Below are 25,282 nucleotides of genomic sequence, written 5' to 3'. Positions count from 1 at the left end.
ATGATTGAGCGACCCGACAAGAAGAAGCGCCTTTCCGTCTATCTCGATCCGGATCTCATGCGCCGGCTGGCCGACTTCGCCGATCGGCGCCAGCAATCCCGCTCGCTGATAGCCGAGGCGGCAATTGCCTCCTTCCTGTCACCTGACGCAGATGAGCGGCAGGAGGCCGCTATCGTCAAGCGTCTCGACCGGATCGACCGAAACGTCCAGCGACTTGAACGTGATCTAAACATCGTGAATGAGGCTTTTGCCATCTTCATCCGCGCTTGGTTGACCTCGATTGCACCGTTGCCTGACGCTGCACAGGTCGCCGCACGCGCGAAGGGCGGCGAGCGCTACGACAAATTCCTCGAGGCGCTCGGACGGCGCCTAGCTAGGGGGCCAAGTCTGAGGCAGGAGGTGCCAAATGATGGCTGACCGATACGGAATTCCTCTCTGCTTTTGAGGGTCGTTCATACGATTCGTCTTTCACGTCCGCCGTCTGTGGGTGCCTTACGAAGTTGCGTTCGGACCGGTCCTTACATCGCTAGATCAACGACGAAGTGGATCGATGAGAACAGAGGATCAGGATGATGGCTCCACCTACAATTGCCACGTCTGCGATGTTGAACGTCGGCCAGTGCCATGAGCCGGCATGGAGATCAATGAAATCTGTTACTTTGCCCCGCTGTGCGCGGTCGAACACATTTCCAAGCGCGCCACCGGTCATCAGGCCCAGAGCCGCGGTCGTAACGACGCGATGGGAGAAGATCATCCAGACCAGCAACACCATTACCAGCGCCACCGTCATCCAGATCACTAGGGTCAATCGGTCTCTCAAAAAATCCGAGAACAACCCGAAGCTGATGCCCTGATTGTAACTGAGCGTGATGTTCAGAAATGACGTGACGTAGATTACACGAGGCGGCTGCATTACTATTTCCACGATCACGGCCTTCGTAAGTTGATCGATCGCGAATGCCGAAAGGATGCAGATAAAGCCAACCAGAATGCGCGTTGTGTTGGTGCCTCGCATCATCGCAGTCTCCCGTGGTTTGTAGACCACATATCGCTCGCACCTCTAGTTAGCTGAGCTTCAAGGGGGCGGCTGAAGGTGTCTGTGGAAAAACAGTTCTCGGGAGGAGGCGCGCACTCACGAGAATGTTACGGTGCTGCAATGGACCTTACGGCCTATTGCCGTTAGGCCTTTGGTAACAAAGTTTAACCGATTAAGTGGGGGCTCCGATGGGGGCATTGTGTTGGTCGCTGGCGACCTTCGCTATCGTGCTGTCAACGCTTGCCTCGACTTCTACGGTCCAAGCGCACCCATCGCCGATGATCACCGGCGGTTTCACGTCACAACCGATCGGGCACTATGAGTTCTGCAAGCGCAAGCCGGCGGAGTGCTCCATCAGAACACGCGACTTCGGCACGTTGCCGATGTCGGAGGAACTGCTTGCTCGGCTGGAGCGTCTTACAGTCAAGGTCAATCAGGCGATTAAGCCGAAAAGCGACCTTGAGATATATGGGGTCGACGAGTATTGGACCTATCCTGTAGATGCTGGAGATTGCGAGGATTACGCGCTGGCGAAACGTCGCATCCTGCTCAAGGAAGGCGTCTCGACCTCGAATCTCCTTTTGACTGTACTTCGGCGGCCGAACGGCGAAGGCCATGCTGTACTGACCGTGCGAACGGACATCGGCGACGTGGTCCTGGACAATCTCACCGATGCGGTTCTGAACTGGGATGAAACCGAGTATCTCTATCTCAAACGGCAGGCGACAACGCACACAGGCCGGTGGGTCACGATCCGTGAAGGCGATGCTCCCCTTGTAGGATCCCTGCACTAGGGATTTGTTTCGCTCTTAATCACTGCGTCACGCCTCCTTCTCCGGCAAAACGCCCCAATGCCGATCACGAGACCGACGACAATCAAAGTCGGCATGTCACCAAGTTTGCTGTAGAGCGTACGCTGCGGGGTGGGTCCAGGCAGGGCGGCGTCGAAAGCCCCCTCGACCGCCAACGGCAGCATCTGCTGAATCCGGCCATAGCCATCGACGACCGCGCTGATCCCGCTGTTCGCGGCGCGGATCATGGGCAGGCCCGATTCAATCGAGCGGACTCTTGCCGAAAGAAAATGCTGGTAGGGTCCCGCCGATACGCCGAACCAGGCGTCGTTCGTGACGTTGAGTAGCCATCGCTCCTCATCGACCTTCGGCGACGGGAAAATCGCCTCATAGCAGATCAGCACTCGAAAGGGCGGTACTGCCGGAAGGGTCATTGGTGAGCTGACCGAACCCGGCACGTAGTCGATATCGCCTGCCGTGAGCTTGCTGATGCCGGGCAAGCTTTTGAAAGGCGTGAACTCGCCGAACGGCACCAGCCTGATCTTGTCGTAGTCGGCAACGACCTTGCCTGTATGATCGACGGCGAGCAGGCTGTTCAGCAGCCCCCCAACCTCAGCGGTGTCCCCGGGGACAGCTCGTACCGCGCCGAACAGCAGCAATCCTCCTTCGGGAATGCTCCCAAGTAGGGCTTCAGGCAACCTGACGACCTCGGAAAAGAGATACGGATAAGCCGTTTCCGGCCATACTACGACGCGTGGCCGCCCGGCAGCGCCCGATGTGCTGAGGTCATGCAGCTTCTGAAGGTTCCGCGTTGCCGCGTCTGGATCCCATTTTTGATCCTGCGGGATGTTCGGCTGGACGACACGGATTCGGGGACCGGCGCCATCGGCGGTTTCGGCGTTTGCGAGCCGGACCGCTCCGAAAGCCCAGAAGAACCCTGCCCCGAGCATGGGCACTACGAGCATCGTCACCGCCAGAGCCCATGGTCCGAGACGGTATCGTTCCGCGAGCGCCAAAGGAACCATGCATAGGGTCGCGGTGACGAAACCAACTCCGTGAACGCCGATCGCCGACATAGGCTGGAGCGTCGCGTCGCTGAAACCCCAGACATATCCTGTCAGGTTCCAGGGAAAGCCGGTGAAGAGGACGCCGCGCGCCATTTCGGCAAGGGTCCAGAATCCGGGAAGTATGAGAAAGACGGTCGGTCCGCGTCCGCCAAGATAGCGCGTTGCCGCGGCTGCGAATGCCGGGAACAGGGCAAGGAAGCCGGAAAGGCCCAGCACTGCCGGCCAGGCGAGTGCGCCGAACCGATCCGCGTCGACGAAAAAGCTCTCGGATATCCACCGCAGGCCGACTGCGAACTGGCCGATGCCGAAGCCCCAGCCGATCAGGAAGGCGGCACACGAGCCACGGGCGTGACGGATGAACAGGGCGAAGGCGGCAAAGCCGACCAATACGAGCGGCAGAACGAAGTACGGAGCAAAAGCAAGGGCCGTGAGCGCGCCCATCAACGCGCATACCGGGAGCGACACGGCCAATCCCGAGTCCGGATACGTTATCCGGCCAAGGCCGCCTTCTTCCGGTTCGATCGCCCCCCGGTCCGTCATATCAGTCAGCCGATATAGGCAAGTCCTGGAAAGCGCTCCAGAAGCCAGAACGCGATCAGCGTCATGCGGCCGGTCATCATCAGCACGCCCATCGTGATCATGATCGCGCCGGCGGTAATGTTGAGGACATGGCCGGCGTAGCGCGCCCGTTTCATGAAGCCGGCAACCTTCCCGAACGCGAGCGCGACGACCAGGAACGGGATACCGAGGCCGAGGCTGTAGGCGGCGAGGAGTACCGCCCCGCTTCCGGACGACACCGCGGTCATCGTCAGAATCGAGCCCAGAACCGGGCCGATGCACGGCGTCCAGCCGAAGGCGAAGGCGAGGCCGAGAGTGTAGGCGCCGGCGGGGCCGGATACGGCTTGCGGTCCTTCTACGCGGTAATCCTGCATCACGAAGGGAAGCCTGATGAGGCCGGTCATCATCAGGCCGAACAGGACCAGCAGGCCGCCGCCCACGAGGTTGGCTTCGAAGCTGTAGCGAAGCAGCAGGCCGCCGAGGAACTGCGCGCCCAGCCCGAGAATGACGAAGATCGTCGTGAACCCGGCGATGAAGAACATCGCTGACCAGACGATCCGCAACCGGTCGGCGAGCTGCGCCGAATGCGGATTCACGCCGCTGGACACGAACGAGAGATACCCCGGCACGAGAGGCAGGACGCAGGGCGAGACGAACGACACCGCGCCGGCCACGACTGCCGTTGCGAGACCGACTGCCGAGACGTCGATCGTCATTTCATGTCCTCTTCTTTCGTCGGATTCGGTGTGGACGAACTCAGTGCCCATACATGCTCTGGCAACATGAGGTTCAAGGCCGGATCGAGGCTTGTCCCGCGTGACATTGCGCCGCGCCGCTCGATCGAGGCCGGGGCGCGGGCATTGAGCCCGCGTTCGTCGTGCAAGTCTTCTATCTTGCCTCTATCGCAGCAGCGTGCGGATCGCGTTGTTGGCCAGTTCGATCACGACGACGAACAGGACGACGACGATCGTCAGCGTGGCGACCTTTTCTTACTGGAAGGTGCGGACATAGGTTTTGATGTAGAAGCCGATCCCGCCGGCACCGACGAGGCCGAGGATGGGGATTCCCGCAGGTTCATCTCGAAGCGGAAAAGCGTGTCGCGCACGATGTCGGGCGCGATCTGTGGCCAGGCGCCAAAACGCCCCCCTGGCCCGCCAGCTAGGCAGAGGTGATCTCGGCGTCGGCCATTGAACAGCTTTTTCAACGTGCAGACGAACGTCGTCAGTTCCTTCCAGGCGAAGTGGAATACCGACCCCGGTCCCTCGAACTTCCGATAGGGCTCGTCGGCATTGCCAGCGGCCTCCGGGTAGGCCGTGAGGTCTGCGCGCTCGCCTTCCGTTAGAGCGAGCCGGTATCGGCTGTCGAACCAGTCATCACGCTTGCGGGCGTCGGCAGCGAGCGTCATGGAAGTAGGGGAGCGGTGAAGCGGTTCCAGAGCCGGGGTGAGCGTGTCGTAGGCGCCGTAGCGCGCGTTTTGCCGTAACCACGCGTAGGAAAATCGGCAGCAGGCCAACCGCATGCACCCAGCGTGAAAGTTTCAGCTGAATCACTGTGTCGGATCGTCTTCAGTCGCACCCATATTGATTTAACGCAGTTGCGATTTCAGCAGAATGAAAATGCCGGATGCCGCGCGCGATATTCGGCTGAGTCGTGGCTAGTGACTACCTAGAACTGCTCACCCCTGCCATTGAGCGCATGGGCGCAAAGCTGTTGTCAATCATTCGTCCCCTCACGTTTATCGAGCCTTGGTCGCACCAAGGGTTACGGTACCCGACACGCCACAATGCTGAAGCGGGGGCAGCTCTTTTCGCTATCATCAAAGCAACCTTGCCGACGAGTGAGACCTTACTGCAACCTGCCATGACAAACGCATTGACGACTGTCAGCGATATATCTATCTTGCAATTGAAAATCATTCGCAACAGACAGCCATATGTCTTCTCCATCCTTGGATTCGGAACCCTCGTTGTCCGTGGCCGGCCACAATGGCTGGCGTCGCACCAGCCCGACGCCGTCACTCTCCGAAGTCTTTGGCTCGATCGTCGTGCCGCGTGGCAGCACGGTGTTCCGAAGGTTTCTCGCCTTCGTCGGCCCAGGCTATCTGGTCGCAGTCGGCTATATGGACCCCGGCAACTGGGCGACTTCGCTCGCCGGCGGCGCCAAGTTCGGCTACACGCTCCTGTTCGTGGCGCTACTGTCCAACGTAATGGCGATCCTGCTGCAATCGCTGTGCGCGCGCCTCGCCATCGCGTCCAGGCGCGACCTAGCGCAGGCCTGCCGGGATGCCTATCCGTCATGGGTGTCGTGGCCGCTGTGGATTTTCGCGGAGGCCGCGATCATCGCCACCGACCTTGCCGAGGTCATCGGCGTGGCAATCGGTCTCAACCTGCTGTTCGGTATCCCGCTCGAAATCGGCGTCTTCATCACCGCCGCCGACGTGTTTCTGATCCTGTGGCTGCAGAACCGCGGCTTCCGTTGGGTTGAAGCATTTGTCATCACGCTTCTGGCGGTCATAACCGCCTGCTTCTTCGTGCAGATCGCCATGGCCGATCCGGACTGGGCAGGTGTGATCGCAGGCTTCGCGCCCTCGACCGATATCGTGACCAATCCGGAGATGCTCTACATCGCACTGGGCATCATCGGCGCCACCGTGATGCCCCACAATCTCTACCTCCACTCCGGCATCGTGCAGACGCGCAACTGGGAGACGACGCCGGCACGAAGGTTCGAGGCGTTGCGTATGGCGACCTGGGATTCGACCATCGCGCTGATGTTCGCCCTGACCATCAACGCTTCTATCCTGATCCTCGCTGCGGCAACCTTTCACGCGAGCGGCAACACCGAGATTGTCGAGATCGATCAGGCCCATGCGCTGCTAGCGCCTCTGCTCGGCGGTTCGCTCGCACCGACGATGTTCGGCATCGCACTGCTGTGCTCCGGCCTAAACGCCACCGTGACCGCCACAATGGCTGGCCAGATCGTCATGGAAGGCTTCATCAATTTCCGTATCAGTCCAGTGCTGCGCCGGCTCGTCACACGCTCGATCGCGATCGTCCCGGCGGTCATCGTGATTTTGATATGGGGGAGTTCAGGCACCGGCCAGTTGCTCATCCTCAGCCAGGTCGTGCTGAGCTTCCAGTTGCCTTTCGCCATCGTGCCGCTGGTCATGTTCACCGCGAGCAAGGCCAAGATGGGCGACATGGTCGCCCCGCTCTGGCTGACCGCGCTCTGCGCGCTGATCGCCGTCACCATCATCGCGCTCAACATCAACCTGCTCTGGTCCGTGGCCGTGATAGGATGGTAGCCGCTTGCGCATTTTGACCGCAGTCAGAGGCACGGACCATCGGAGAATTCACGAGATCTGCGGCCTGGTGATACGTCTCGTCAGGCGACAACCCTGTCGGGCAACAAAAGTCGCCTGGAAAGACCCTGTTGACACCACATGCCGCCCGTAAGGCTGATCATCGGAAAATCTACGTACGCAGTGGTGCAGGATGGTCTACCCGAAACCTTCGAAAGTCGCACAATGGGAATTGTAGCGCGTAGTTGCACCCGCGAGTTCTGACCGGTGAGAATAGGGCTGAAGCCCCTACCTCATGATTATCGAACAATCGGCCGCGCTCCCAGCCGTTCATGTCGGTCTATAGCGGACAAGCCGACCGATTATCTCTCAAACAGACGCCCCGTGTGCAGCGTCTTAACCGATCATCAAGGTTAACAATTCATTTTGCTTCCGAGACCACCTCAGGAGATCGGTCGTTGTCGTCGAAGCAAAGCCAAGGCTCGGAATCCACTTCCATGGCCCGCCGAGGTCGGATTCTGGCAATCCTGTTTGCAAGCTCGCTGACCTTCGGGTTCGCGTCGCCGACCGCCATCCAGGACATGCGTTCCGAGCTTGCGACCGGCACTGTTCTCGTACAGCGCAATGGTGTTCGGGGTGAGGATGCATGCTCCCATCTTCGGACGCTCAGACTTGGGTCGGCTACTGGGGTGGAAACGTTTGCGACCGGGCCGTCCGCGAGCCGGAGCGGCGATTTCTCCGATAACGCCTCAAAGCGAGATCTTCTGCAAAGCCAGACCTCCGATTCAGGCAAAACGGCAACGCTTTCCGTAACCGCCTCGAAAGGCGTTTTCGATGGAACGAGGCTGGCTGCCATCCTCTTCTCGAGCCGCCTTGACGCTCCGGAGGGCTTGCGCGGCTTCCTGCCGGAGGCAGCTCCGGGTGTCCGGAACGCAATAACGATCCTTCACCGCGCGGAGACTCACCGGCTTGAGGGCGTGCCTCCGATCCTGGCGGATCTCGTCAGCAACGACCGTGCCGACGTTCTGGCGACCGCCTACGCTCCGAGCGATCCATACCACGCAACGTCCGCACCCTTCGATGCGCTGCTTGGCGGTCAGGACGCCGGCGGCCGCTTCGTTCCGCCCATGGCGGAGGGTGACCACCCGTGGATGAGGGTGCCACTTCCAAAGATGGTGTTCTCCGCCGCCGAGCAGAAGTGCCTCGCGACCGGAATCTATTTCGAGGCGCGCGGCGAGAAATCGAGAGGGCAGGCGGCTGTCGCCCAGGTAATCTTGAACCGGGTTAGGAACCCGGCTTATCCCGACACCGTCTGCGATGTGGTTTATCAGAATCAGCACATGCTCAACAGATGCCAGTTCTCGTTCGCTTGCGACGGAGTCCCTGACGTGATTTCGGATCGCCGGGCCTATCGGCTCGCAAAGGATGTTGCGCTTGCCGTCACCGCGGGTAAGATTTTCCTGCCGGAAGTCGCGTCGTCGACACATTACAACGCCACCTACGTCCATCCTAAATGGGCTCAGTCGATGGAACGGATGACGCAGATCGGCAAGCACATCTTCTATCGCACGTTCGGCGGGGGCTGGAGCTAGCGCGGTGAGGAACCGATGAGAATCAAATTGTTGCGTGTTGCGCTGGTCCGAACCTTCGCCATTCTCCTGATGGCGACCCCGGCGGCGATCGCAGAGACGATTGATCGCTCGGAGGTCGAGAAAATCGTCCGCGAGTACATTCTCGAGAACCCCGAGATAATCAAGGAAGCGTTGCTCGAACTTGAGAACCGCTCGCAGAAGGCGCAAGAAGAAGCCAGGGCGGAGACGATCCGGGCCGAGCAGGACGTCCTGCTGCGGAGCGCCGCCGATCTCGTCCTCGGCAATCCCGATGGCGATGTGACGCTGGTCGAGTTCTTCGACTTCAACTGCGGCTACTGCAAAAGAGCTTTTCCAGACATAAAGGCATTGCTGGCCGAGGATGCACAATTGCGTGTCGTCCTGAAGGATTTCCCCATCCTCGGTCCGGGATCCATCGAGGCTGCGAAAGTCGCCCTCGCCGTGAAACGCCTGGGCGACGACGCGAGCGCGCGCGATTTCCATGCCCGGCTGATGGCCATGCAGGGTCAGGCCAACGCAGGCCGAGCTTTGTCGCTTGTAGAGGAAATGGGTCTTGATCGCGCGCGTGTCGAGGCAGAGATGGGGTCTCCAGAGATCGAGACGGTCATCGCTTCGAACCTGGCGCTGGCTCAGCTTCTTGGACTGACAGGAACCCCATCGTTCGTCGTGGGCGAACGAATCGTCGTTGGCGCCGTGGGCAAGGAGCCGCTGGCGGAGGCCGTGCGATCGGTGCGTGAGTGATCGACCGGTCGGCCGCGCTCATCCCCCCCGATCAGCCAGAAGCCTCTGGACGACAAGCTCGGCGTCGGGTCCTGCTCCCATGATCAGCGCCGAAGCCCTGTTTCGCTGCCAGGGTCGCCCGACGAAATAAAGGCCCTTGACCGGCGAAACCCCGGCTTCGTGGCGGAAGGAACCGTCTTCATTCACGGCAAGAGGAACGTCGAGCCAGGAACTGTCGTCGCGGTAGCCGACCGTCCAGACGACGGTTCGGACCTCGGCCGAGCTTCCGTCCGAAAACCGCGCTGTCGTCTCGTCTGCATTCACGAGCCGCGGCGCGATCCGTATGTCCTTTCTTTTCAGGCTTTCGAGGCTGCGGTCACGGTCGGGGAAGGCGTCGGTTGCCCTGACCCTGCTGCCTAGCAAGGAGTCCGGCGATGCCGTCAAAGCGCCGGTAAGATGAAGCCACCACCAGATCGACTTTCCCAGAATGCGTTCGGGCAGCAGCTTTCGAGGCTTTCCGGTCGCCAGGATCACCGGTTGAGTTCTTCTGCACTCGACAGCAATGTCGCGGCCGCTCGCACCATCCCCCACGATCAGCACAGGGCCGTCCGGCAACTGGTTGGCGTTGCGGAAGATGTCGGTCGTCAAATGGAGCACATCGCTGCCGAACTTCCCGGCGACAGTTGGAATTCTGGGGACCTGGAAGGCGCCAGCCGCCACGATGATCTCGCTCGCTTGCCGCTTTCCGCCGTCCTCAAATGTCGCCTCGAAACGTCCATCGTCGAGCCTGGAAAGGCGAACAACCCGTCTTCCGGTTTCGACCGGCAGCTTCAGGCGCGACGCATAGGCTTCCAGATAGTCGGCGAATTCGTCCCGGTTGGAGTAGCCCTCGCGATTTCCGGAAAGCTCCAGTCCGGGCAGCGCACTGAACTGGCGCGGCGTGAACAGGGTCAGCGCGTCGTAGCGCGCCCGCCAGCTGTCACCGACGCGCCGGTTCGCATCCGCGATGGAATAGTCGGCGCCGGCCCGGGCCAGGTGGTACGCGGCCGCGAGACCCGCCTGCCCGGCTCCGATGACCAGCACCGATCTTTCCATCAAACCACCACGACCCGGGCGCCGAGCGGCACACGCTCGTAGAGCTCTTCCACATGCTCGTTCACCATGCGGATGCAGCCGTTGGATACGGCCTGACCGATCGTCCATGGCTCGGTCGTGCCATGGATGCGGTAGTACGTGTCGCGACCGTCGCGGTAGAGGTAGAGCGCGCGGGAACCCAGCGGATTGCCCGGCCCGCCGGGGACGCCATTCGCGTATCTCGCGTATCTCGCGGGATCGCGTCTGATCATGTTGGCGGTCGGCCGCCAGGCGGGCCACTTCGCCTTGCGTTCGATGATCGCGGAGCCGGAGAATGCGAGACCCGCCTTGCCTACGCCAATCCCGTAGCGTCGTGCCGCACCTCTGCCCTCGATCAGGTACAGGAACCGGTCCCGCGGGGCGACCACGATCGTACCGGCTGGCTGAGCGTATGGCGAGACGACGGTTTGGGGAAGAAAGCGCGGGTCGAGTTCGACCCTTCTGTGAGCCAGCGCCGCGGTCGGCAGTTGGACTGCCGACAGCGCTGCGATCAACCCTGTTGCGAACGATCTGCGATCCATCATGGTAAGCCCCTCAATAGCTGCTGAAGTGTGCGATCAGTGATCGTGCCCGTCGTCCGCCTGTGGCGGCGTGACGTCGGGAACGAGCTTTTCGACCTGGGCGGCGGCGCGTAGCCCCGCGAGAAGCCGTTGCTCTTCGGCGGACGCGAGCGCCTGCCGGATCTGCGGTTCGACCGTCTCGAATGCAGGCGGCGGCCGATTGCGTGCTTCCTCCAGCATCACGACATGGAAGCCGAAGGCGGTGGCGACCGGCGACCGGGTGAACTGTCCCGGTTCGAGCTCGGCCGCGGCCTCCTCGACTTCCGGCATGATCTCCCCTTCCGCGACGAAGCCGAGATCCCCTCCCTTTGCCTTCGACACCGCATCGATGGAGCGTTCCTGCGCTAGATCGGCAAAGGACTGCCCGGCTTCCAGCGCGTTGATGATGTCTGTTGCCTCGTCTTCGGTGCCCACGAGGATATGCCGCAACTTCCGTTCGGCCACGGTCGGAAAGCTGCCTACCTGGCCATCATAGGCGGCCCTTATCGCCTCGTCCGTCACCGCATCGGCCACGCGCTGCTCTATGAACACGGATCGAAGCGTCTGGGCCTCGAAGAACGCCAGCTGACGCTTGAACGCGTCCTGTTCCGTGACGTTTGCCTCGCGAGCGGCGTCGGCCACGATGCGCAGCTCGATGAGCGCGTTCACGAGAACGGAACGCCTGGCGTCTTCCGGCATCTGGCCGAGCTGGGGTCCATACATTTCTTCGGCGATTGCGAGATCGGCGGCCGTGATCTCCTGGCCGTTGACGCGCGCGACGACTTCGTCATCCTGAGCGTGAGCCAGTGGCGGCAGCATCGCCGCCATCATCGCAACCGCAACGAACCCTTGGACCTTCAGCCGGAAAGTGAGAGAGCGAATTCCCATCATGCGCCCTCCCCCTATTGGCCGCTCGCCGCGATCAGCGGATCGACGATCTCGCTGAAGCGGTCGATGCTGAGGACGCCCTTGTACATCTCGCCATTGACGAAGAAGGTCGGCGTCGAATCGACGCCGAACTCACGACCTGCTTCGAATACAGCCTGCACTTGCTGCTGCAGTTCCTCGTTCCGCAGGCATGCCTCGAAGGCGGCCTCGTCCATCCCGGTCATGCCCATGACGGCCTTGAGCGAGCCTGAGCCGTCGGAGGACCGCGCCCAGTTGTCCTGGGTCCGGTAGAGCAGGTCGATGGTGGCGTACCATTTGTCGTCGCCGGCGCACCTGGCCAGCATGAATCCGGCCGAAGAGCGCGGATCGAACGGGAACTCGCGCATGATGAAGCGGACCTTGCCCGTATCGACGTATTTCTCCTTGAAGGCGGGCCAGACATTCAGATGGAAGTTGCGGCAGTGGCCGCAGGTCAGCGACGCGTACTCGATCACGGTGACCGGAGCATCTTCCGGACCGAAGCTTTTTTCCGCGAGCGCTCCCGGCGCGAGCAGGTCTTCGGGAGTCGGTTGGGCAAGCGTCAGAGCTGGAAAGGCGGCCGCCGCTCCGAGAGCGGACAGGCCATATAGAACGTTTCGACGTTTCATGGTCGTTTCCTTTGGTGAGCTTCTACTTTGCAAGCTCTAGCCCCTGGAGGAGCAAGCGCTAATTTGGCGTCAGGCGATCGCTCTCGGACCGCTGCGCACGATGATTGGCGAGGGGATCGAGACACGATCGTAGAGGTCGATGATGTCCTGGTTGATCAGACGGACGCAGCCGCTCGACACCGCGCGCCCTATGGTCCAGTACTCGGGCGAGCCGTGCAGGCGGTAGAGGGTGTCCTGCCCGTTCTGGAAGATGTAGAGCGCCCGCGCACCGAGAGGATTGTCGAGCCCGGGCGGCTGGCCCCCGTTCTCGGCGCTGAATTCTTCCAGCTCGGGCTGGCGCGCAATCATCTCCGCCGGCGGGGTCCAGACCGGCCAGGGCCGCTTCCACTGGATGACCCCTTCACCGGACCAGGTGAACCCCGCCCGCCCGAGGCCGACGCCGTATCTCATCGCCTTGCCGTCGGGCAGAACCAGATAGAGGAAAAAGGACTGCGTATCGACGACGACGGTTCCGGGACGTTCGCCCGTCGGGTCGTCGACGAACTGACGGTAGAACTGCCGGTCGACCCTTCTCAGGTCGACGGCGGGGATCGGGAAATCCTCTTCCGGCATCGCCCGGTACATGGAGACGAAGGAGGGATCGATGCTCGGCGTTTCCGGCACCACCGCGACGGGCTGGATATCGGTGGTCGTGCAGCCGGCCAGCGTCAAGGATGCGGCCGAGGATGCGGCAAGGGTCAGGACTTGCCGTCGGGACAGGCCTGTGCGTGATGGTGTGGTTGTCAATGCTTTGCTCCCAATACGGTCGTGGTCCATTGCTCCCCGCGGAAAGCAATTGGTGAGGACGAATTGCGACCGTCTGGATCGGAGCCGCCTTTCCTCGGGGCTGCGCCCGAAGAAACTCGATCTCCTACCGGCCGTTTCGCCTGCTCGACGCTATTGGGGCGGTGGGACGATGATGGGAATGAAGGCGAACGTCAGGTCCTGCTCCCGGCCGTGTATCGACAGCAGGCCCGCGCTGGCAGCGTGGGGTGAAAGCCAGATCGTCAATCCGGCGCAGTGGTCATGGCATTTCGTCGTGGCGTGCGGCGACAGTGGCAACGCATCATCGTTGCTATCGTTCGGCAGTTCGGAACCGCCGCTGCCAGCCATGATCTCGGCCGTCGCGAACTCCTGAAACGACATCTTCGCAGCCACGGCCGTGGGCGCCGCCATATGGACGGCGACCATGAAAGCCAGGAGGAATGCGAGGAATCGGATCATCGTGCTGTCGTTCTATTCCCTGGGCGAATGCGGGTCTGCAAGCGCCGCGGAAGGCCGGCTGATAGGGACGGAGCTCAGCGACGTTCTTTTTGCCAGTGTTTGCTCGCCGGAACGCTCCAGAAGACTACGGAAGCTTGGGTGCATTCCGCCGTCGACATAAGCATGAGCGCTGAGCGCCGTGCCGTTCTCCACCATGCTCTGCATCGCGAGGAGGTCGGCTTCCGTCCTGCGAGCGACGACGGGGTCGTCCCCTTTCACCGCCGGCGGACAGGCGGCAAGAGGATCGCGCGGCTCTCCACCCTGGAACTCCATGTCGAAGACGTAGCGGCGGCCGCAGTGGGAGACCCTGGGCTGGCGCCGGGTGACTTCAAAGATATCGTAGCCGCGCTTCAGGTCGGTCCAGAAAGAGAAGTTCGGGTCGTCGCGATGCTTCGCCATGTTCTGGGCGGTCATTCGGAATGGAAACGCCTGCACCTGGAAAGCAGGCTGGCCGCCCCTGAGGGCCTCGCGGGCCACGGCGTAGATCTCGGCCACGCCCTCATCCGTCAGGGCGAAGCATCCCGACGACGAACAGGCGCCATGCACCATGAGCGCTTCGCCCGTGTAGCCGAGCGCCGCCTCGAGGCGGTTGGGATAGCCAAGGTTGAAGGAGAGGTAATACTGCGAGTTCGGGTTAAGCATGCCCGCGTTGACGTGGTAGAACCCTTCGGGGGCCTGGCGGTCGCCCTCTCGCGTCTTGGGTCCGAGTTTTCCGGACCAGCGGCACATGGGATAGGTCTTGAGCAGGGCGAACTGGCCGCTGCGGTCGCGCTTCCAGATTTCGAGCTCGCTTTCCTGCTTGAAGATCCTGACGAGGATCGGGGCAGAGGGCGACATGGATTTGCGCGACATTTCGGCAAGGAGGGCGGCAGGGATGGGCTGCGACGCCTTGTTGTCGACGTCGAGAACTGTCGACACGCACCCGCTCGCCAAAAGGGCAAGCAAAACGACCACGCCTATCCTTATCGCTTGCAACATGTTCGCGCTTTCATGATCCTTCGCGCCGATCCGACCTCGGGATCGAGCCGTAAGTTTGGGGCTATCATAGTTAAGAAGATGTTGCCCCTAACATGTTTGCGAGCGGCAAAGAACCGCAGCACGTTCGACTATCCGTCCTCGGGGGAGAGCCGATAAGAAGGACGGAATTGAGGCTGCGCCGCCTTGTCAGGGCTTTTTGGATTGAGGATGCGATGAATTCGCTGGAGCAGATGACCCTGGAAGAATCTCGCGATTTTGTACGCAGGAGAGCGCGCAAGAACCTGTTGGTCGTCCTTCTGCTCGTCGGCTTTGTCGGCGCTGTGTTCTTCGCCAGCTTCGGCCATATCCTGGGCGAGATGCGCCCGGCCCAGGTGGAGACCCAACCGGAATAGCGGAATAGTCACATAGGGTTGAGTGGCGTCGGGAAGCCGACAATGAAAGAGTGGACCGGCATTTGTCCAATTGCCGGTCCACCAATGTTTTTGCGCCTGGTCTCTCTGCTGGCTGCTGGTTCGACAGCCTATATCACCCTTGCCACCATCTTCTGGCTTGTGTGTATCGGGATCGGGCACAACAGGATGGAGATGCTCTATGGAACGACCGCGCTCTATCTCCTGACCCTGGCCGCCGCCGTGGAGGGCGCGTGGTTGTTGCCGGAGGATATCAGGAGATCGTCCTCGTTCATGAGGCTGACCCACTGGTTGAGATCCCGCTGGGATTGACGCTTGAGGAAGTAGATTCTCGCCTCGCTCCAAAGCAGCACCTTCTGCTCGAGATTGTCGAGGATGAAGTCGCCAAGGCTCGTCACGACGGTGAGCACGGCGTGTCCCCCGCCCTGGGCGTCGCGAGCCGTTGTCAGCAGCAACGCGCCGAGCGGATAGCCCATTTCATTGAGGCGCTTGCGCTTCAGCAGCGCGTAGTCCTCACAGTCGGCTGCCGTCGTAGGGTATTCCCAGAACTCCTCGACGCCGTAGATTTCCATGTCGGTGAGCGCCTTGATAGTGTTTACCTTCGTGTTGACCCTGACGATGTCGCTCCAGGCCGCACGCGTCAGCTCGATCATCGTGCCGGCCGGAGCGCGAGCGCATCGGTCTCGATATCGACGGCAATACTCGTAGTATCCGACCGGCATCGAGGTCGTACCGAACGTCGCCATGTTCCGTGCGTTGTATGGTTGGGTGGGGTTGAACTGTGACGCACTCGCCCATGCGGACGTGCAGAAAACCAGGAGCGCGAGTGCGCTCATCCAAAGCTTTTTCATTGTTTGACTCTCCCCGAAGTGATGGGAAGAAGCCTAGCGTAGAAACCTCAAAATCGAAGAAAATCAATGGCTTGTATTCGATTCAAACTCGCTGCAAATCGCAGCGGTTTTCGCAATCCTTCCTTTACCAGGATCGGCGGGCTTGCTGCACGTTAGTTCGCGCTACGATCGGCCTCGCCGTGCCGGTGGCTGGTCAGCCGATCGGAGCTCGGCACGAGATAGGCTGACACTTCCACTTCCTGGCCATCGTCGAAGATCAGCATCAGGCGTTGGCTTTCCGATTGGTCGATCGGAGACGCGGGATCGGCAAGCAGGAGGTGGATGCCGCCAATACGCATCTGCAGTTCGGCGTGCGCGGGAACCAGAAGCGGGCCGCCGACCGGCCCAGCCGCGTCATCGTCGGAATTGAATGGTGTACGCATCAACCTGATGTTTGCAAAGGCTTCGCTGCTCACCTTAGCGAGATAGGCGTGAGTATCCGTGCCGTTCCAGATCGTCAGGAAGCCTCTGGCCGGGGAGCCGTCACCATCAGCAATCAAGATCTCGGCATGTTCGACTGTCAGCGTCAAGAGCGATTGGCAGCCGGCGAGAAATCCCTGTGTACATCGCTTATGTCCCCTCCACGATTAGTGGCCGTGAACGTCCGTGATGAATCGGGCAAGGCTGTGAACCGCGCCCGCCTTCGGGATGCGGCAATTCGGCACTGTTGCGGGACACCGATTCATCCTTCAATATCTATAAGAGCTGGAGGTAATCATGCTGACGATCGGAGAGCTGTCGCGCGTCACCGGGGTGAAAGTTCCGACCATCCGCTACTATGAGCAGATGGGTCTGTTGATGGCGCCGGGCCGCTCGGGCGGCAATCAAAGGCGTTATGAGCCTGGCGAACGGGAACGGTTGTCCTTCATCAAGCACGCTCGCGACCTCGGTTTCACGATCGGGGCCATTCGTGAACTGCTCGAGCTGAGCGAGCATCCGGAACGGCCATGCGCGGATGCCGACAACATCGCGGTTCGTCAGCTGCAGATTGTCCGGGACAAGATTGCAAAGCTCAGGCCCCTTGAGCGCGAACTCGAACGCATCGCGACCCGATGCCACGGCGATCAGATCAGGGACTGTTACGTCATTCAGTCTCTGGCCAACCACGAACTGTGCTCGAACGAGCACTGAGAGTCGGCTTAGACCTCGGTCTCGTCATCGAACCGGCAGTAGTGCGCTACCCTGTCGGCAGGGCCGTTCGTCGAGGGCACGTCGCGAAGGATGATGGTGACGGCCGAGCTATCCTTTGGCGCCACGATCGAGCCGGATATCGTGATCGTCGGATGATCCTCCGGAACCAGCTCGAACGTCGTTTCGTCGCCGATCGTTGGGCCCAGGCGCAATGTCCCGGTATCGTAGTCCCCTTCCGCGGAGAACGTCGTTTCCATCCGGTCCTTTGTAAGGAAGAGATAGAACTCCAGCTCCGACCCGAAGGGTGCGCGGCCCCAGAGCCAAGCTTCGGCCTTTTCCAGTGAGGGCCCGACACGCGCGACGATGTCGTCGCAGTCCTGCGATGTAGGCGTGCCTTGCTCCGGATACCAGAGAAACACGCCGGTCGGAGGGCTCGCCAGGGCATGACCCGCACCGGCCAGCCACAAGGCAGCTCCGAACGCATGTACTGTCAGGCGCGGTCGCATCTCATGTTCCCACACAGCCGGCGCGGCTGTCCTTCGTTTTCGCTTTTAGGTGGTCGTCAATCCGGGATAACCACGCGCGCCACGACTGGCAGATGATTGGAGCCAAATTTCGACCCCAGGGTCAGATCCTCCAGCCCCAATGTTGGCGACAAGACGATGCGGTCGATTGGCGTGCCGATCTGCGTGAGCGACCAGAGACGTATGCTGAAGCGTGTCGGCAGCGGCCACCACCGGGATTCGGTCGTCCGGTATCCCGTCGAGGACAGGAAGTCGAGAAAGAACGGAGACCAGGGTGGCGTGTTCCAATCGCCGGCGACGACGACCAGAGCGTCCGACGGCTCCGACTTCACGGCTGCTTCCAGATCCCGAAGGTACGCGGCGCGCGCTTCCCAAGCGCGGGGGCTGCGCGGAGTCTGTGGATGGACTGCATAGAGAACAACCGTCCTCCCTTCGACCGACAGCTCGAAGCGCACGGCGAACCTGCCGTATGTGTCGCCGCTCTCGGGAAAGACCGTCCGTTCGTCGAGGATCGGGAACCGGCTGAGAACCTTCATGTCGGTGTTGCCGGCAAGGTCGCGGCTGCTTTCGAAGGGCCAGCGCCCTCTGGCGATCAACGTGTTCTGCCAGAACGGCCTCACCTCCTGCAGCACCAGGATATCCGCCTCGCCGACCTCGGGAAGCGCAAGAAAGGGACGCGGATCCAGATTGTCGACCAGGACATTGGCGGAGACCACGGTGAACGTCGTTCCCGCCGCCGCGGGCGCCGGCGGCGGGAGGAAAAGATAGGGAACGCCGGCAGCCAGAAGCGCGATTGCTCCCGCGATCTTCGTGGAGCGCCGAGGAAGCGCGAAGCCTATGACGAAAAGAATGACGCCCGCCACGAGAAGGTGGGGACGGATGAAGTTTGCCAGGTCTGCAGCCCATAGATTTCGGGATAGCGCTACGGATACGAACTGTGCCGCGGCAAAGGCGAGCTGCGCCAGCAGCAAGACGGCGAGGAAAAGCTTCGGCGTGCGGCCGCTGGCTGAAGAGAAGGGCACCGGTGTCGATCCTGCTGAAAGCGCCGCGAGGAGCAGATTATTTCTGCGGTGCAGGTTTCGGCCAATGGGGCAATCTGGCGCATGGGGCTAGCGACAGGTTGGAAGTCCCGCATGAATTCGGCGCTTGTTGCGCGGCGGCCCAAAAAGGGCAGGGAAAAAGCGTACAAGGCAGAGGTCCGTGCATACTCAAGGTCTCCACTCCTGCGAGGTGAACGAGCACCTCATGACCGAGCTGGCGCTGGCCTTGCTAGACACGGTAACGAAACATCGCGCCGGCTCCAGCCGAAGCGCGATGTACTGACGGGAAGCACACGGCAGAGCGGGAACTGAAAAATCTGAAATTTCCTCTTGATCCTCTAGCTGCTCTAGGTCGTATGGAATTGCTCCTGACATACAGGAGTGTAGATTATGACGGTCCCGCAACGCCAGACGCGCTTTCGAGTGGAGGGGATGGATTGCGCGAGCTGCGCGGCCAAGATCGAGACAGCCGTTCGCCGCATTCCGGCCGTGACAGATGTAGGAGTTTCGGTCGTCGCCGGCACGATGACGGTGACACACGGGCCGGAAACCGACCTCGACGGTGTCGCGCGCAAGCTCGGCAGCCTTGGCTACAAGGCGTCCCCCCTGACGCGAACCGGAGAGAAGGCGCCCGCCTCCGGTCATGTCCACGGTCCGGAATGCCGTCACGAGGGGCATGAGCATTCGCACGACAACGATCACCATGCGCATGGCGGCGGTAACGCGCATGACGGTGTCCCTCCATCCAGGGCCTCGAATGTGCCGACCGGCGACTCGCTTCACGGCATGCACGGGCATGACCATGGGCCGATCGACGGTCCGTGGTGGAGCACATCGAAGGCGAAGCTGACCATCGTCTGCGGCGCGGCGCTCGCCATCGCCTTCGGGCTGTCGCAACTCTTTCCGCAAACGCAACCCTGGGGCTTCATCATCGCCATGGCCGTCGGGCTCGTGCCGATCGCGCGCCGGGCGCTGTTCGGGGCGATGAACGGCAGCCCGTTCTCGATCGAGACGCTTATGACCGTGGCGGCGGTGGGCGCCGTCATCATCGATGCTGCGGAGGAAGCCGCAGTCGTCGTCTTCCTGTTCCTTGTCGGCGAACTGCTGGAAGGCATCGCAACGGGACGGGCGCGAGCGTCGATCCGTGCGCTCTCGAACCTGATGCCTAAGACCGCGCTGCTTGAAAGCGAGGGAGGCACACGGACCGTTCCGGCGGACAGCCTCACGGTCGGTTCGATCGTGATGATCCGTCCGGGCGACCGGGTGCCGGCCGACGGCGTCGTGCTTTCCGGCGAAAGCGCGGTAGACGAAGCGCCGGTGACCGGTGAGTCGGTCCCCAAGCGAAAGGAGGAAGGCGACAAGGTGTTCGCCGGCACGGTGAACCAGGAAGGGGTGCTGCGCGTGCGCGTCACGGCGGCCGCGGCAGACAACACGATCGCTCGCATCATTGCGCTGGTCGAGGAGGCGCAGGAATCGAAGGCTCCGACCGAACGCTTCATCGACCGCTTTTCCAAATACTATACGCCAGGCGTGATGGTCGTGGCAGCGCTCGTGGCTATCCTGCCGCCGTTGCTGGGCGGAGCCGAGTGGAACACATGGATCTATCGCGGTCTCGCGGTTCTGCTGATCGGCTGCCCGTGCGCGCTCGTCATCTCGACGCCGGCCGCAATCGCGGCTGGGCTTTCCGCCGGCGCCCGGCGCGGCCTGCTGATGAAAGGTGGAGCCGTGCTGGAGAACCTCGGTAAGGTCGACAGCGTGGCTTTCGACAAGACCGGGACGCTGACCGAGGGCAAGCCGAAGGTGACGGACATCGTCGGCATAGGGCGCGACGAGCGCGAGACACTTCGCCTCGCCGCGTCGCTGGAGGTGGGCTCAAGCCATCCGCTTGCGGTCGCGATCCTCGCAAAAGCCGAAGCGGAGAATGTGCCAGTGGTCGCGGCATCGGAGGCGGGCGCTGTTGGCGGCAAGGGCGTTGTGGGGACGCTCGATGGTGTGAAGCTGTTCTTCGCCTCGCCACGTGCGGCGGGCCAGCAGGTCATGCTCGACGAGGCCCTTACCACACGCATTGCGTCGCTCAACGACGAGGGCAAGACCGTGTCGGTGCTGTTGGCAGGCGGACAGGTCGCCGGTTTGATAGCCATGCGCGACGAGCCACGCGATGACGCGAAGGCCGGCATCGCCGCGCTGCGCGAGTTGGGCGCCGACTCTGTGATGCTGACGGGCGACAACCAGCGCACGGCCAAGGCGATTGCCGCCTCGCTCGGGATGGAAGCGCGCGCCGAGCTCTTGCCTCAGGACAAGCAGAAGATCGTCGGCGAGATGCGGGCGACAGGCTCGTTCGTCGCCAAGGTCGGCGACGGAATCAACGATGCGCCCGCACTTGCCGCCGCCGACATCGGCATCGCCATGGGAAGCGGAACCGACGTCGCGCTGGAGACCGCGGACGCAGCGGTCTTGCACGGTCGTGTCAAGGATGTGGCGAACATGGTCTCGCTCTCGCGCGCAACCATGAGCAACATCTGGCAGAACATCGTCATGTCGCTTGGCCTCAAGGCGGTGTTCCTCGTCACGACCGTCCTTGGCGTGACCGGGTTGTGGCCCGCGATCCTGGCCGACACCGGCGCTACCGTTCTGGTCACCGCCAACGCCATGCGCTTGTTGGCCTGGCGCGGCATTCGCGATGCCTGACACATACATGCGGCGATGTGCATCCTGTTCCTGCAAGGCGGAGATGGCGCAGAACGCCTCATGTCGAGTGCGATATGGAGTGGAAAAATTGTTCAATGCTAACAAAGCCGTCGCCATGGCGACGCTGTTCATGTCCAGCTTGCTGATTGCCTCGCCCGCAGCGGCGCACGACTTTTCGGTCGGCGACATTGCGGTCGGCCATCCGTGGTCGCGTCTCGCACCGGCCAACGCTCCGGTCATAGGCGGCTATCTGACGCTGACCAACACAGGGTCGCAGCCCGATACGCTGGTCGGCGGAAGTGCCACGATCGCCGAACGCGTCGAGATCCACGAGATGCGTATCGAGGACGGGGTGGCCCGTATGCGGCCTCTTCCCGCTGGGCAGGAGATAGCTCCCGGAGCGACGGTCGAGCTCCAGCCGGGCGGTACCCATCTCATGTTCATCAATCCTGAACGTGCGTTCTCGGAAGGCGAGCGCTTCGAGGTGACGCTCGAGTTCGCGAATGCCGGTGAAGTGGCCGTCGAGTTCGTGGTGCAAAGGAACCCGGGTGGAAATGCGGGACAAGAGGATGAACATGGAGGCCATGCGCCATGAGCTTTGTCAGGCTGTTCCGCATCGGCGTTTGGGTCGCAATCGCGGTGCTGGGCACGTACCTGGTGGTGTCGACGCAGATGACCGCGCAGCGCCAGCCTGTGGAAGCTTCGACCGGGGCAGCGCGTGTGGGCGGCCCGTTCTCGCTCGTGTCGCATGAGGGAGAGCGGGTGGACAATCAGTCGCTGGCGGGGCGTCCCTACGTCGTGTTCTTCGGCTTCACCCATTGCCCCGAGATTTGTCCGACGACGCTGTTCGAGCTGACCGACCTGATGGGCGAACTGGGCCCGGATGCAGACAAGCTTGAAGTCCTGTTCGTCACCGTCGATCCGGAGCGGGACACGCAAGACATGCTCGCCGGCTACATGACCTCCTTTGACAGCCGCATCACCGCGCTGCGGGGGACGGCCGAAGAGACCGAGGCCGCACTGAACGCATTCTCGGCCTACGCGGCAAAGGTGCCTCTCGAAGCCGGCCAGTACACGATGGATCACACGGCCGGCGTCTTCCTCATGCGCGGCGACGGCAGCTTCGGTGGCGTTCTCGACATGCACGAACCCCGCGAGACGAGGCTGGAAAAACTGCGCCGTCTCGCGAGCGCCTGACCGGGACTAGACGATGCTCGACAAGGTGTCCAACAAATCGGCTGAAGACTGGAATTCCTGGTGGCTGTTAGTGGCCTGGCTGATCGCGGCCGGGTCGACGCTGGCAGCCTTGTTCATCGGTGAGATCGTGGGGCAGACCCCGTGCAACCTCTGCTGGTTCCAGCGGGTGTTCATGTTCCCGCTTGCCATTGTGCTCGGCATCGCGGCGTTCAGGCTGGATGTCGGTATCAGGATCTACGCCTTGCCGCTGGTGGCAATCGGCGCTGCAATCGCGGCATTTCACTCGCTGGTGTACTTCGGCCTCATTGATGAGGGCATAACGCCGTGCGCCCGCGACGGCCCGTCCTGCTCGGGAGCCGACATGACCATTTTCGGCGGCGTGCCGCTGCCGCTCGTGTCGCTGCTCGCGTTCATCGCGATCGGCGGCAGTCTTGCCTTGTGCCGACCTGGAGTTTTCAAATGAACCGTCGACAGGTGACCATCCTATCCGTTGGATTGGTCGCAGGAGCAATCTTCGGGGCGTCAGCGCTCTACTACAACCGCGCGCGCAGCCTCGATCCGTCCGGCGCCGAAGCTCTCGTGCGGGAGCATTCTCCCGTTATGGGGCCACCGGATGCTCCTGTGACGATCGTGGAGTTCTTCGATCCCTCCTGTGAAGCCTGCCGGGCCTTCCATCCCCTCGTGAAGAACATCCTTGCGCAGTATCCCGATGACGTCAGGGTCGTGTTCCGGTACGCGGCCTTCCACGACGGGTCGGATCAGGCGGTCGGGATCATCGAGGCGGCACGACGGCAGGACCTCTTCGTCCCGGTGCTCGAAGCACTTCTTGACGCGCAGCCGGAGTGGGCAATTCATGGCAACCCGAACCTCGACCGCGCCTGGCAGGCCGCCGCCGCAGCAGGCCTCGACCTCGAGCGCGCGCGCGAAGACGCAACCACGGCCGAGGTCGCGGCTGTGCTGCGGCAGGATACCAGCGATGTCGACGCTTTGGGGGTCAGACAGACGCCGACATTCTTCGTAAACGGCAAGAGCCTTCAGTCCTTCGGGCCGCAGCAGCTGATTGATCTTGTCTCCGCCGAAGTGCGATCCGCTCGCGAGAGCGGATGAGCCATCCGGCTGTGGGGCCGGATCACTCATGATTGGATTTGAGTTCGCCCCGTGGGTCGACCTGCACGGTGACGTGGTCGATCGCATAGCGCTCCTTGAGCCAGGCCGAGACGAGCGGCGGGAGGCTGAGCGGATCCGTTCCGGTCGCCGGGCTGACATGGACTGTGGCGACGCTCGTCTCGTCCGTCAGCGTCCAGGCATGAAAGTGCCCGGCCTCGGCGATGCCCGGTACGCCGGCGAGCCCGCGCTCCGCTTCGATCGCGTCCACACCACGCGGAACAGCTTGCAGCAGGACGCGGATCGAATCCGAGACCAGGCTCCATGCGGATCTGACGACGAGCCCCGCCACCAGCACGGACAGGATGGGGTCGAGTATCGTCCATCCGGTCAGCATGATCCCGATCGCCGCAGCGATCGCGCCGACGGAGCCGAGCAGGTCGCCGATGACGTGCAGGAAGGCGCCCCTGAGATTGCTGTCGCCCTTGTTGCCCGACCAGAGGATCCAGGCGCCGGCGACGTTCACGCCCAGGCCGATCACCGCGACGATCAGCATCGGGCCCGCCAGAATCTCCACCGGCGCGTTGATGCGCTGCACGGCCTCCCACGCGATCCAGGCCACGAGCAGGAGCAACGTCGCGCCGTTGGCGAGCGCCGCCAGTACCCTTACCCGGTGGAAACCGTAGGTGCGTTGGGAGTCCGCCGCGCGCCGAGCGATGCGATAGGCGATCAGGGCGAGCAGCAGCGCGGCCGCGTCGGAGACCATGTGGCCCGCATCCGCGATTAGCGCGAGCGAGCCTGAGTACCAGCCGCCGATCGCCTGCACGATGGCGTAGCTTGCCGTGAAGATTAGTACGAATCGGATGCGCCGCTCGTTCGAAGCGGTCACGACCTGTGCGTGATCGTGGCCCTCCTCGTGCGCGTGCCCTTCATGGCCCGTCTTCGAGATCTCTGGATTGCCGGTCACATCAAGCTCCTTTGGAAAGACGCCACATGCCCCACCACGCTACAGGCGCGAGCAGCACGACGGTCGCCATGCCGGGAAAATAGGCAAAAGGCTCTGGGGTAAACCATGGGAAGACGATAAAGTGCGCGAGCTCCGTGATGCCCATGGCAGCGAATAAGGTCCAGGCGAGATAGGTGCCGAAACTGTACCCGCGGCTGACCAGGACGGGCATCAGCAGCCACGCTCCAACGGACAGCAGGACCAGCAGGATCACCTGCCAGGAAGCGGCTTCGGGCGTCACTATGCCGGTAATCTCCGCCAGCCTCTCGAAGAAGCCCATCGAGTATTCTTCGATGCGGTGAAGGGCGAAGAGCGCTAGTGCAAGAAAGTACGGGGTCCTGATCGCGGTGAAGGACGGGGTTGTCGGAAAGATCAGCCACAGCACGAACCCGCCGAGGAATCCGGAGGTGAAGATCAGCATCGTCCAGAAGCCGAAGGCGGAATAGCCAAGAACGAGAACCGCAACGGTGAAAAGGAATGCCGCTGTGACGGTCGTGGGATTGCTGGTCATGGCCGACCCCGCAACGCGGATGTTGAGGCTCGGAGGACTAAAGCCTGATCGGGCTTGTTCGCCCCGCGGGCCTTGAAAGTGTGTGACAACGCGGCATCGGTCGGAAGCGCGCAAGGGCCTCCGGTCTGCTGCTTTCTGAATGTGGTTTCGCGGAACATCGGCGGCTCACCTGATCCTGACTTGATTAAGACTGCATCCTCTAGCCGCTAG

30 protein-coding genes are annotated in these 25,282 nt (G+C 62.1%); 12 read left to right on the top strand and 18 right to left on the bottom strand.

The features are described 5' to 3' along the window. Positions 1-417, top strand: a complete 417-nt coding sequence (locus PZ895_RS04395; RefSeq protein ID WP_126006750.1) for a ribbon-helix-helix protein, CopG family — start codon at positions 1-3, stop codon at positions 415-417. A gap of 109 nt (positions 418-526) precedes the next feature. Here the strand turns inward: PZ895_RS04395 and lspA are convergent, their stop codons facing one another. Further along, positions 527-1,018: a signal peptidase II gene (gene lspA, locus PZ895_RS04390; protein ID WP_126006752.1), complete on the bottom strand. Its 492-nt coding sequence runs from the start codon at positions 1,016-1,018 to the stop codon at positions 527-529. 206 nt (positions 1,019-1,224) lie between these two features. Here lspA and PZ895_RS04385 point away from each other — a divergent pair, with 206 nt between their 5' ends. After that, positions 1,225-1,830, top strand: a complete 606-nt coding sequence (locus PZ895_RS04385; RefSeq protein WP_235897751.1) for a transglutaminase-like cysteine peptidase — start codon at positions 1,225-1,227, stop codon at positions 1,828-1,830. Here PZ895_RS04385 and lnt read toward each other — a convergent pair. The 4 genes from lnt to PZ895_RS04365 all read right to left on the bottom strand — a co-directional run bounded on the left by lnt (position 1,827) and on the right by PZ895_RS04365 (position 4,857). Then, complete coding sequence (gene lnt, locus PZ895_RS04380) at positions 1,827-3,359, bottom strand: apolipoprotein N-acyltransferase (RefSeq protein ID WP_245451597.1); 1,533 nt, start codon at positions 3,357-3,359, stop codon at positions 1,827-1,829. The two genes, PZ895_RS04385 and lnt, sit on opposite strands and share 4 nt — an antisense overlap. An 80-nt stretch (positions 3,360-3,439) precedes the next feature. Next, complete coding sequence (locus tag PZ895_RS04375; protein WP_126006758.1) at positions 3,440-4,168, bottom strand: cytochrome c biogenesis protein CcdA; 729 nt, start codon at positions 4,166-4,168, stop codon at positions 3,440-3,442. Further along, a complete protein-coding gene (locus tag PZ895_RS04370) occupies positions 4,165-4,335 on the bottom strand; it encodes a hypothetical protein (protein ID WP_161601181.1) in 171 nt (56 codons plus the stop codon). The genes PZ895_RS04375 and PZ895_RS04370 overlap by 4 nt, the downstream gene beginning before the upstream one ends. A gap of 87 nt (positions 4,336-4,422) precedes the next feature. After that, complete coding sequence (locus PZ895_RS04365; RefSeq protein ID WP_201744835.1) at positions 4,423-4,857, bottom strand: hypothetical protein; 435 nt, start codon at positions 4,855-4,857, stop codon at positions 4,423-4,425. A 528-nt stretch (positions 4,858-5,385) separates the two neighbouring features. Between PZ895_RS04365 and PZ895_RS04360 the strand changes: the two genes are divergently transcribed. From PZ895_RS04360 to PZ895_RS04350, 3 genes are all read left to right on the top strand, one after another. Continuing rightward, positions 5,386-6,756 carry an Nramp family divalent metal transporter gene (locus tag PZ895_RS04360; protein ID WP_126006760.1) on the top strand — a complete coding sequence of 457 codons (1,371 nt, stop codon included), beginning with the start codon at positions 5,386-5,388 and terminating at the stop codon, positions 6,754-6,756. Between the two features lie 455 nt (positions 6,757-7,211). After that, positions 7,212-8,345 carry a cell wall hydrolase gene (locus tag PZ895_RS04355; protein ID WP_235897752.1) on the top strand — a complete coding sequence of 378 codons (1,134 nt, stop codon included), beginning with the start codon at positions 7,212-7,214 and terminating at the stop codon, positions 8,343-8,345. A 30-nt stretch (positions 8,346-8,375) separates the two neighbouring features. Beyond that, complete coding sequence (locus PZ895_RS04350) at positions 8,376-9,104, top strand: DsbA family protein (protein WP_275837786.1); 729 nt, start codon at positions 8,376-8,378, stop codon at positions 9,102-9,104. A gap of 18 nt (positions 9,105-9,122) precedes the next feature. Here PZ895_RS04350 and PZ895_RS04345 read toward each other — a convergent pair whose 3' ends face one another. The 7 genes from PZ895_RS04345 to PZ895_RS04315 all read right to left on the bottom strand — a co-directional run bounded on the left by PZ895_RS04345 (position 9,123) and on the right by PZ895_RS04315 (position 14,571). Further along, positions 9,123-10,286 carry an NAD(P)-binding domain-containing protein gene (locus PZ895_RS04345; protein WP_235897754.1) on the bottom strand — a complete coding sequence of 388 codons (1,164 nt, stop codon included), beginning with the start codon at positions 10,284-10,286 and terminating at the stop codon, positions 9,123-9,125. After that, the gene (locus tag PZ895_RS04340; RefSeq protein WP_126006768.1) at positions 10,178-10,741 is read right to left on the bottom strand and encodes a L,D-transpeptidase; all 564 of its coding nucleotides are present in this window, start codon (positions 10,739-10,741) and stop codon (positions 10,178-10,180) included. Before PZ895_RS04340 ends, PZ895_RS04345 begins: the two co-directional genes overlap by 109 nt. A 33-nt stretch (positions 10,742-10,774) precedes the next feature. Next, positions 10,775-11,647, bottom strand: coding sequence for a peptidylprolyl isomerase (locus tag PZ895_RS04335; RefSeq protein WP_126006770.1), 873 nt, complete (start codon positions 11,645-11,647; stop codon positions 10,775-10,777). Between the two features lie 11 nt (positions 11,648-11,658). Further along, entirely contained in the window at positions 11,659-12,291 is a 633-nt protein-coding gene (locus tag PZ895_RS04330) for a DsbA family protein (protein WP_126006772.1), read from the bottom strand. Positions 12,292-12,360: 69 nt separating this feature from the next. Then, positions 12,361-13,107 (bottom strand): L,D-transpeptidase, encoded by a 747-nt coding sequence (locus tag PZ895_RS04325; RefSeq protein WP_164527751.1) that lies wholly within the window; start codon positions 13,105-13,107, stop codon positions 12,361-12,363. 120 nt (positions 13,108-13,227) lie between these two features. Further along, on the bottom strand, positions 13,228-13,554 hold the full coding sequence (locus PZ895_RS04320) for a hypothetical protein (protein WP_126006774.1): 327 nt from the start codon (positions 13,552-13,554) through the stop codon (positions 13,228-13,230). A 12-nt stretch (positions 13,555-13,566) separates the two neighbouring features. Beyond that, entirely contained in the window at positions 13,567-14,571 is a 1,005-nt protein-coding gene (locus PZ895_RS04315; protein WP_201744836.1) for a murein L,D-transpeptidase family protein, read from the bottom strand. A 167-nt stretch (positions 14,572-14,738) separates the two neighbouring features. Between PZ895_RS04315 and PZ895_RS04310 the strand changes: the two genes are divergently transcribed. Beyond that, positions 14,739-14,963 carry a hypothetical protein gene (locus tag PZ895_RS04310; protein WP_126006776.1) on the top strand — a complete coding sequence of 75 codons (225 nt, stop codon included), beginning with the start codon at positions 14,739-14,741 and terminating at the stop codon, positions 14,961-14,963. Positions 14,964-15,178: 215 nt separating this feature from the next. Here the strand turns inward: PZ895_RS04310 and PZ895_RS04305 are convergent, their stop codons facing one another. Continuing rightward, positions 15,179-15,832: a transglutaminase-like cysteine peptidase gene (locus PZ895_RS04305; protein ID WP_126006778.1), complete on the bottom strand. Its 654-nt coding sequence runs from the start codon at positions 15,830-15,832 to the stop codon at positions 15,179-15,181. A 152-nt stretch (positions 15,833-15,984) separates the two neighbouring features. Further along, positions 15,985-16,401: a copper chaperone PCu(A)C gene (locus PZ895_RS04300; protein ID WP_126006780.1), complete on the bottom strand. Its 417-nt coding sequence runs from the start codon at positions 16,399-16,401 to the stop codon at positions 15,985-15,987. Positions 16,402-16,588: 187 nt separating this feature from the next. Here PZ895_RS04300 and PZ895_RS04295 point away from each other — a divergent pair, with 187 nt between their 5' ends. Beyond that, entirely contained in the window at positions 16,589-17,002 is a 414-nt protein-coding gene (locus tag PZ895_RS04295; protein WP_126006782.1) for a helix-turn-helix domain-containing protein, read from the top strand. An 8-nt stretch (positions 17,003-17,010) separates the two neighbouring features. Here PZ895_RS04295 and PZ895_RS04290 read toward each other — a convergent pair whose 3' ends face one another. Further along, a complete protein-coding gene (locus PZ895_RS04290; protein ID WP_126006784.1) occupies positions 17,011-17,508 on the bottom strand; it encodes a hypothetical protein in 498 nt (165 codons plus the stop codon). A 56-nt stretch (positions 17,509-17,564) separates the two neighbouring features. After that, the gene (locus tag PZ895_RS04285; RefSeq protein ID WP_161601182.1) at positions 17,565-18,548 is read right to left on the bottom strand and encodes an endonuclease/exonuclease/phosphatase family protein; all 984 of its coding nucleotides are present in this window, start codon (positions 18,546-18,548) and stop codon (positions 17,565-17,567) included. A gap of 408 nt (positions 18,549-18,956) precedes the next feature. On the opposite strand from PZ895_RS04285, the gene PZ895_RS04280 reads away from it, so the two are divergent. From PZ895_RS04280 to PZ895_RS04260, 5 genes are read left to right on the top strand one after another with little or no spacing between them, the layout of a single operon-like run. Continuing rightward, positions 18,957-21,254 carry a heavy metal translocating P-type ATPase gene (locus PZ895_RS04280; protein WP_126006787.1) on the top strand — a complete coding sequence of 766 codons (2,298 nt, stop codon included), beginning with the start codon at positions 18,957-18,959 and terminating at the stop codon, positions 21,252-21,254. 43 nt (positions 21,255-21,297) lie between these two features. Then, positions 21,298-21,849, top strand: coding sequence for a copper chaperone PCu(A)C (locus PZ895_RS04275; protein WP_235897755.1), 552 nt, complete (start codon positions 21,298-21,300; stop codon positions 21,847-21,849). Next, a complete protein-coding gene (locus tag PZ895_RS04270) occupies positions 21,846-22,451 on the top strand; it encodes an SCO family protein (RefSeq protein WP_126006790.1) in 606 nt (201 codons plus the stop codon). The genes PZ895_RS04275 and PZ895_RS04270 overlap by 4 nt, the downstream gene beginning before the upstream one ends. A gap of 13 nt (positions 22,452-22,464) precedes the next feature. Beyond that, positions 22,465-22,914: a disulfide bond formation protein B gene (locus tag PZ895_RS04265; RefSeq protein ID WP_126006792.1), complete on the top strand. Its 450-nt coding sequence runs from the start codon at positions 22,465-22,467 to the stop codon at positions 22,912-22,914. Continuing rightward, complete coding sequence (locus tag PZ895_RS04260; RefSeq protein ID WP_275837783.1) at positions 22,911-23,558, top strand: thioredoxin domain-containing protein; 648 nt, start codon at positions 22,911-22,913, stop codon at positions 23,556-23,558. The genes PZ895_RS04265 and PZ895_RS04260 overlap by 4 nt, the downstream gene beginning before the upstream one ends. A gap of 22 nt (positions 23,559-23,580) precedes the next feature. Here the strand turns inward: PZ895_RS04260 and PZ895_RS04255 are convergent, their stop codons facing one another. Then, complete coding sequence (locus PZ895_RS04255; protein ID WP_235897757.1) at positions 23,581-24,522, bottom strand: cation diffusion facilitator family transporter; 942 nt, start codon at positions 24,520-24,522, stop codon at positions 23,581-23,583. A 1-nt stretch (position 24,523) separates the two neighbouring features. Then, positions 24,524-25,072, bottom strand: coding sequence for a hypothetical protein (locus PZ895_RS04250; RefSeq protein WP_126006796.1), 549 nt, complete (start codon positions 25,070-25,072; stop codon positions 24,524-24,526). Positions 25,073-25,282 lie beyond the last annotated feature (210 nt).

The sequence above is a fragment of the Mesorhizobium sp. YIM 152430 genome, from assembly GCF_029210365.1.
Lineage (GTDB): Bacteria > Pseudomonadota > Alphaproteobacteria > Rhizobiales > Rhizobiaceae > Aliihoeflea.
Note: the sequence above shows the minus strand (reverse complement) of the source record. Positions and strands in the feature narration are given on the sequence as shown.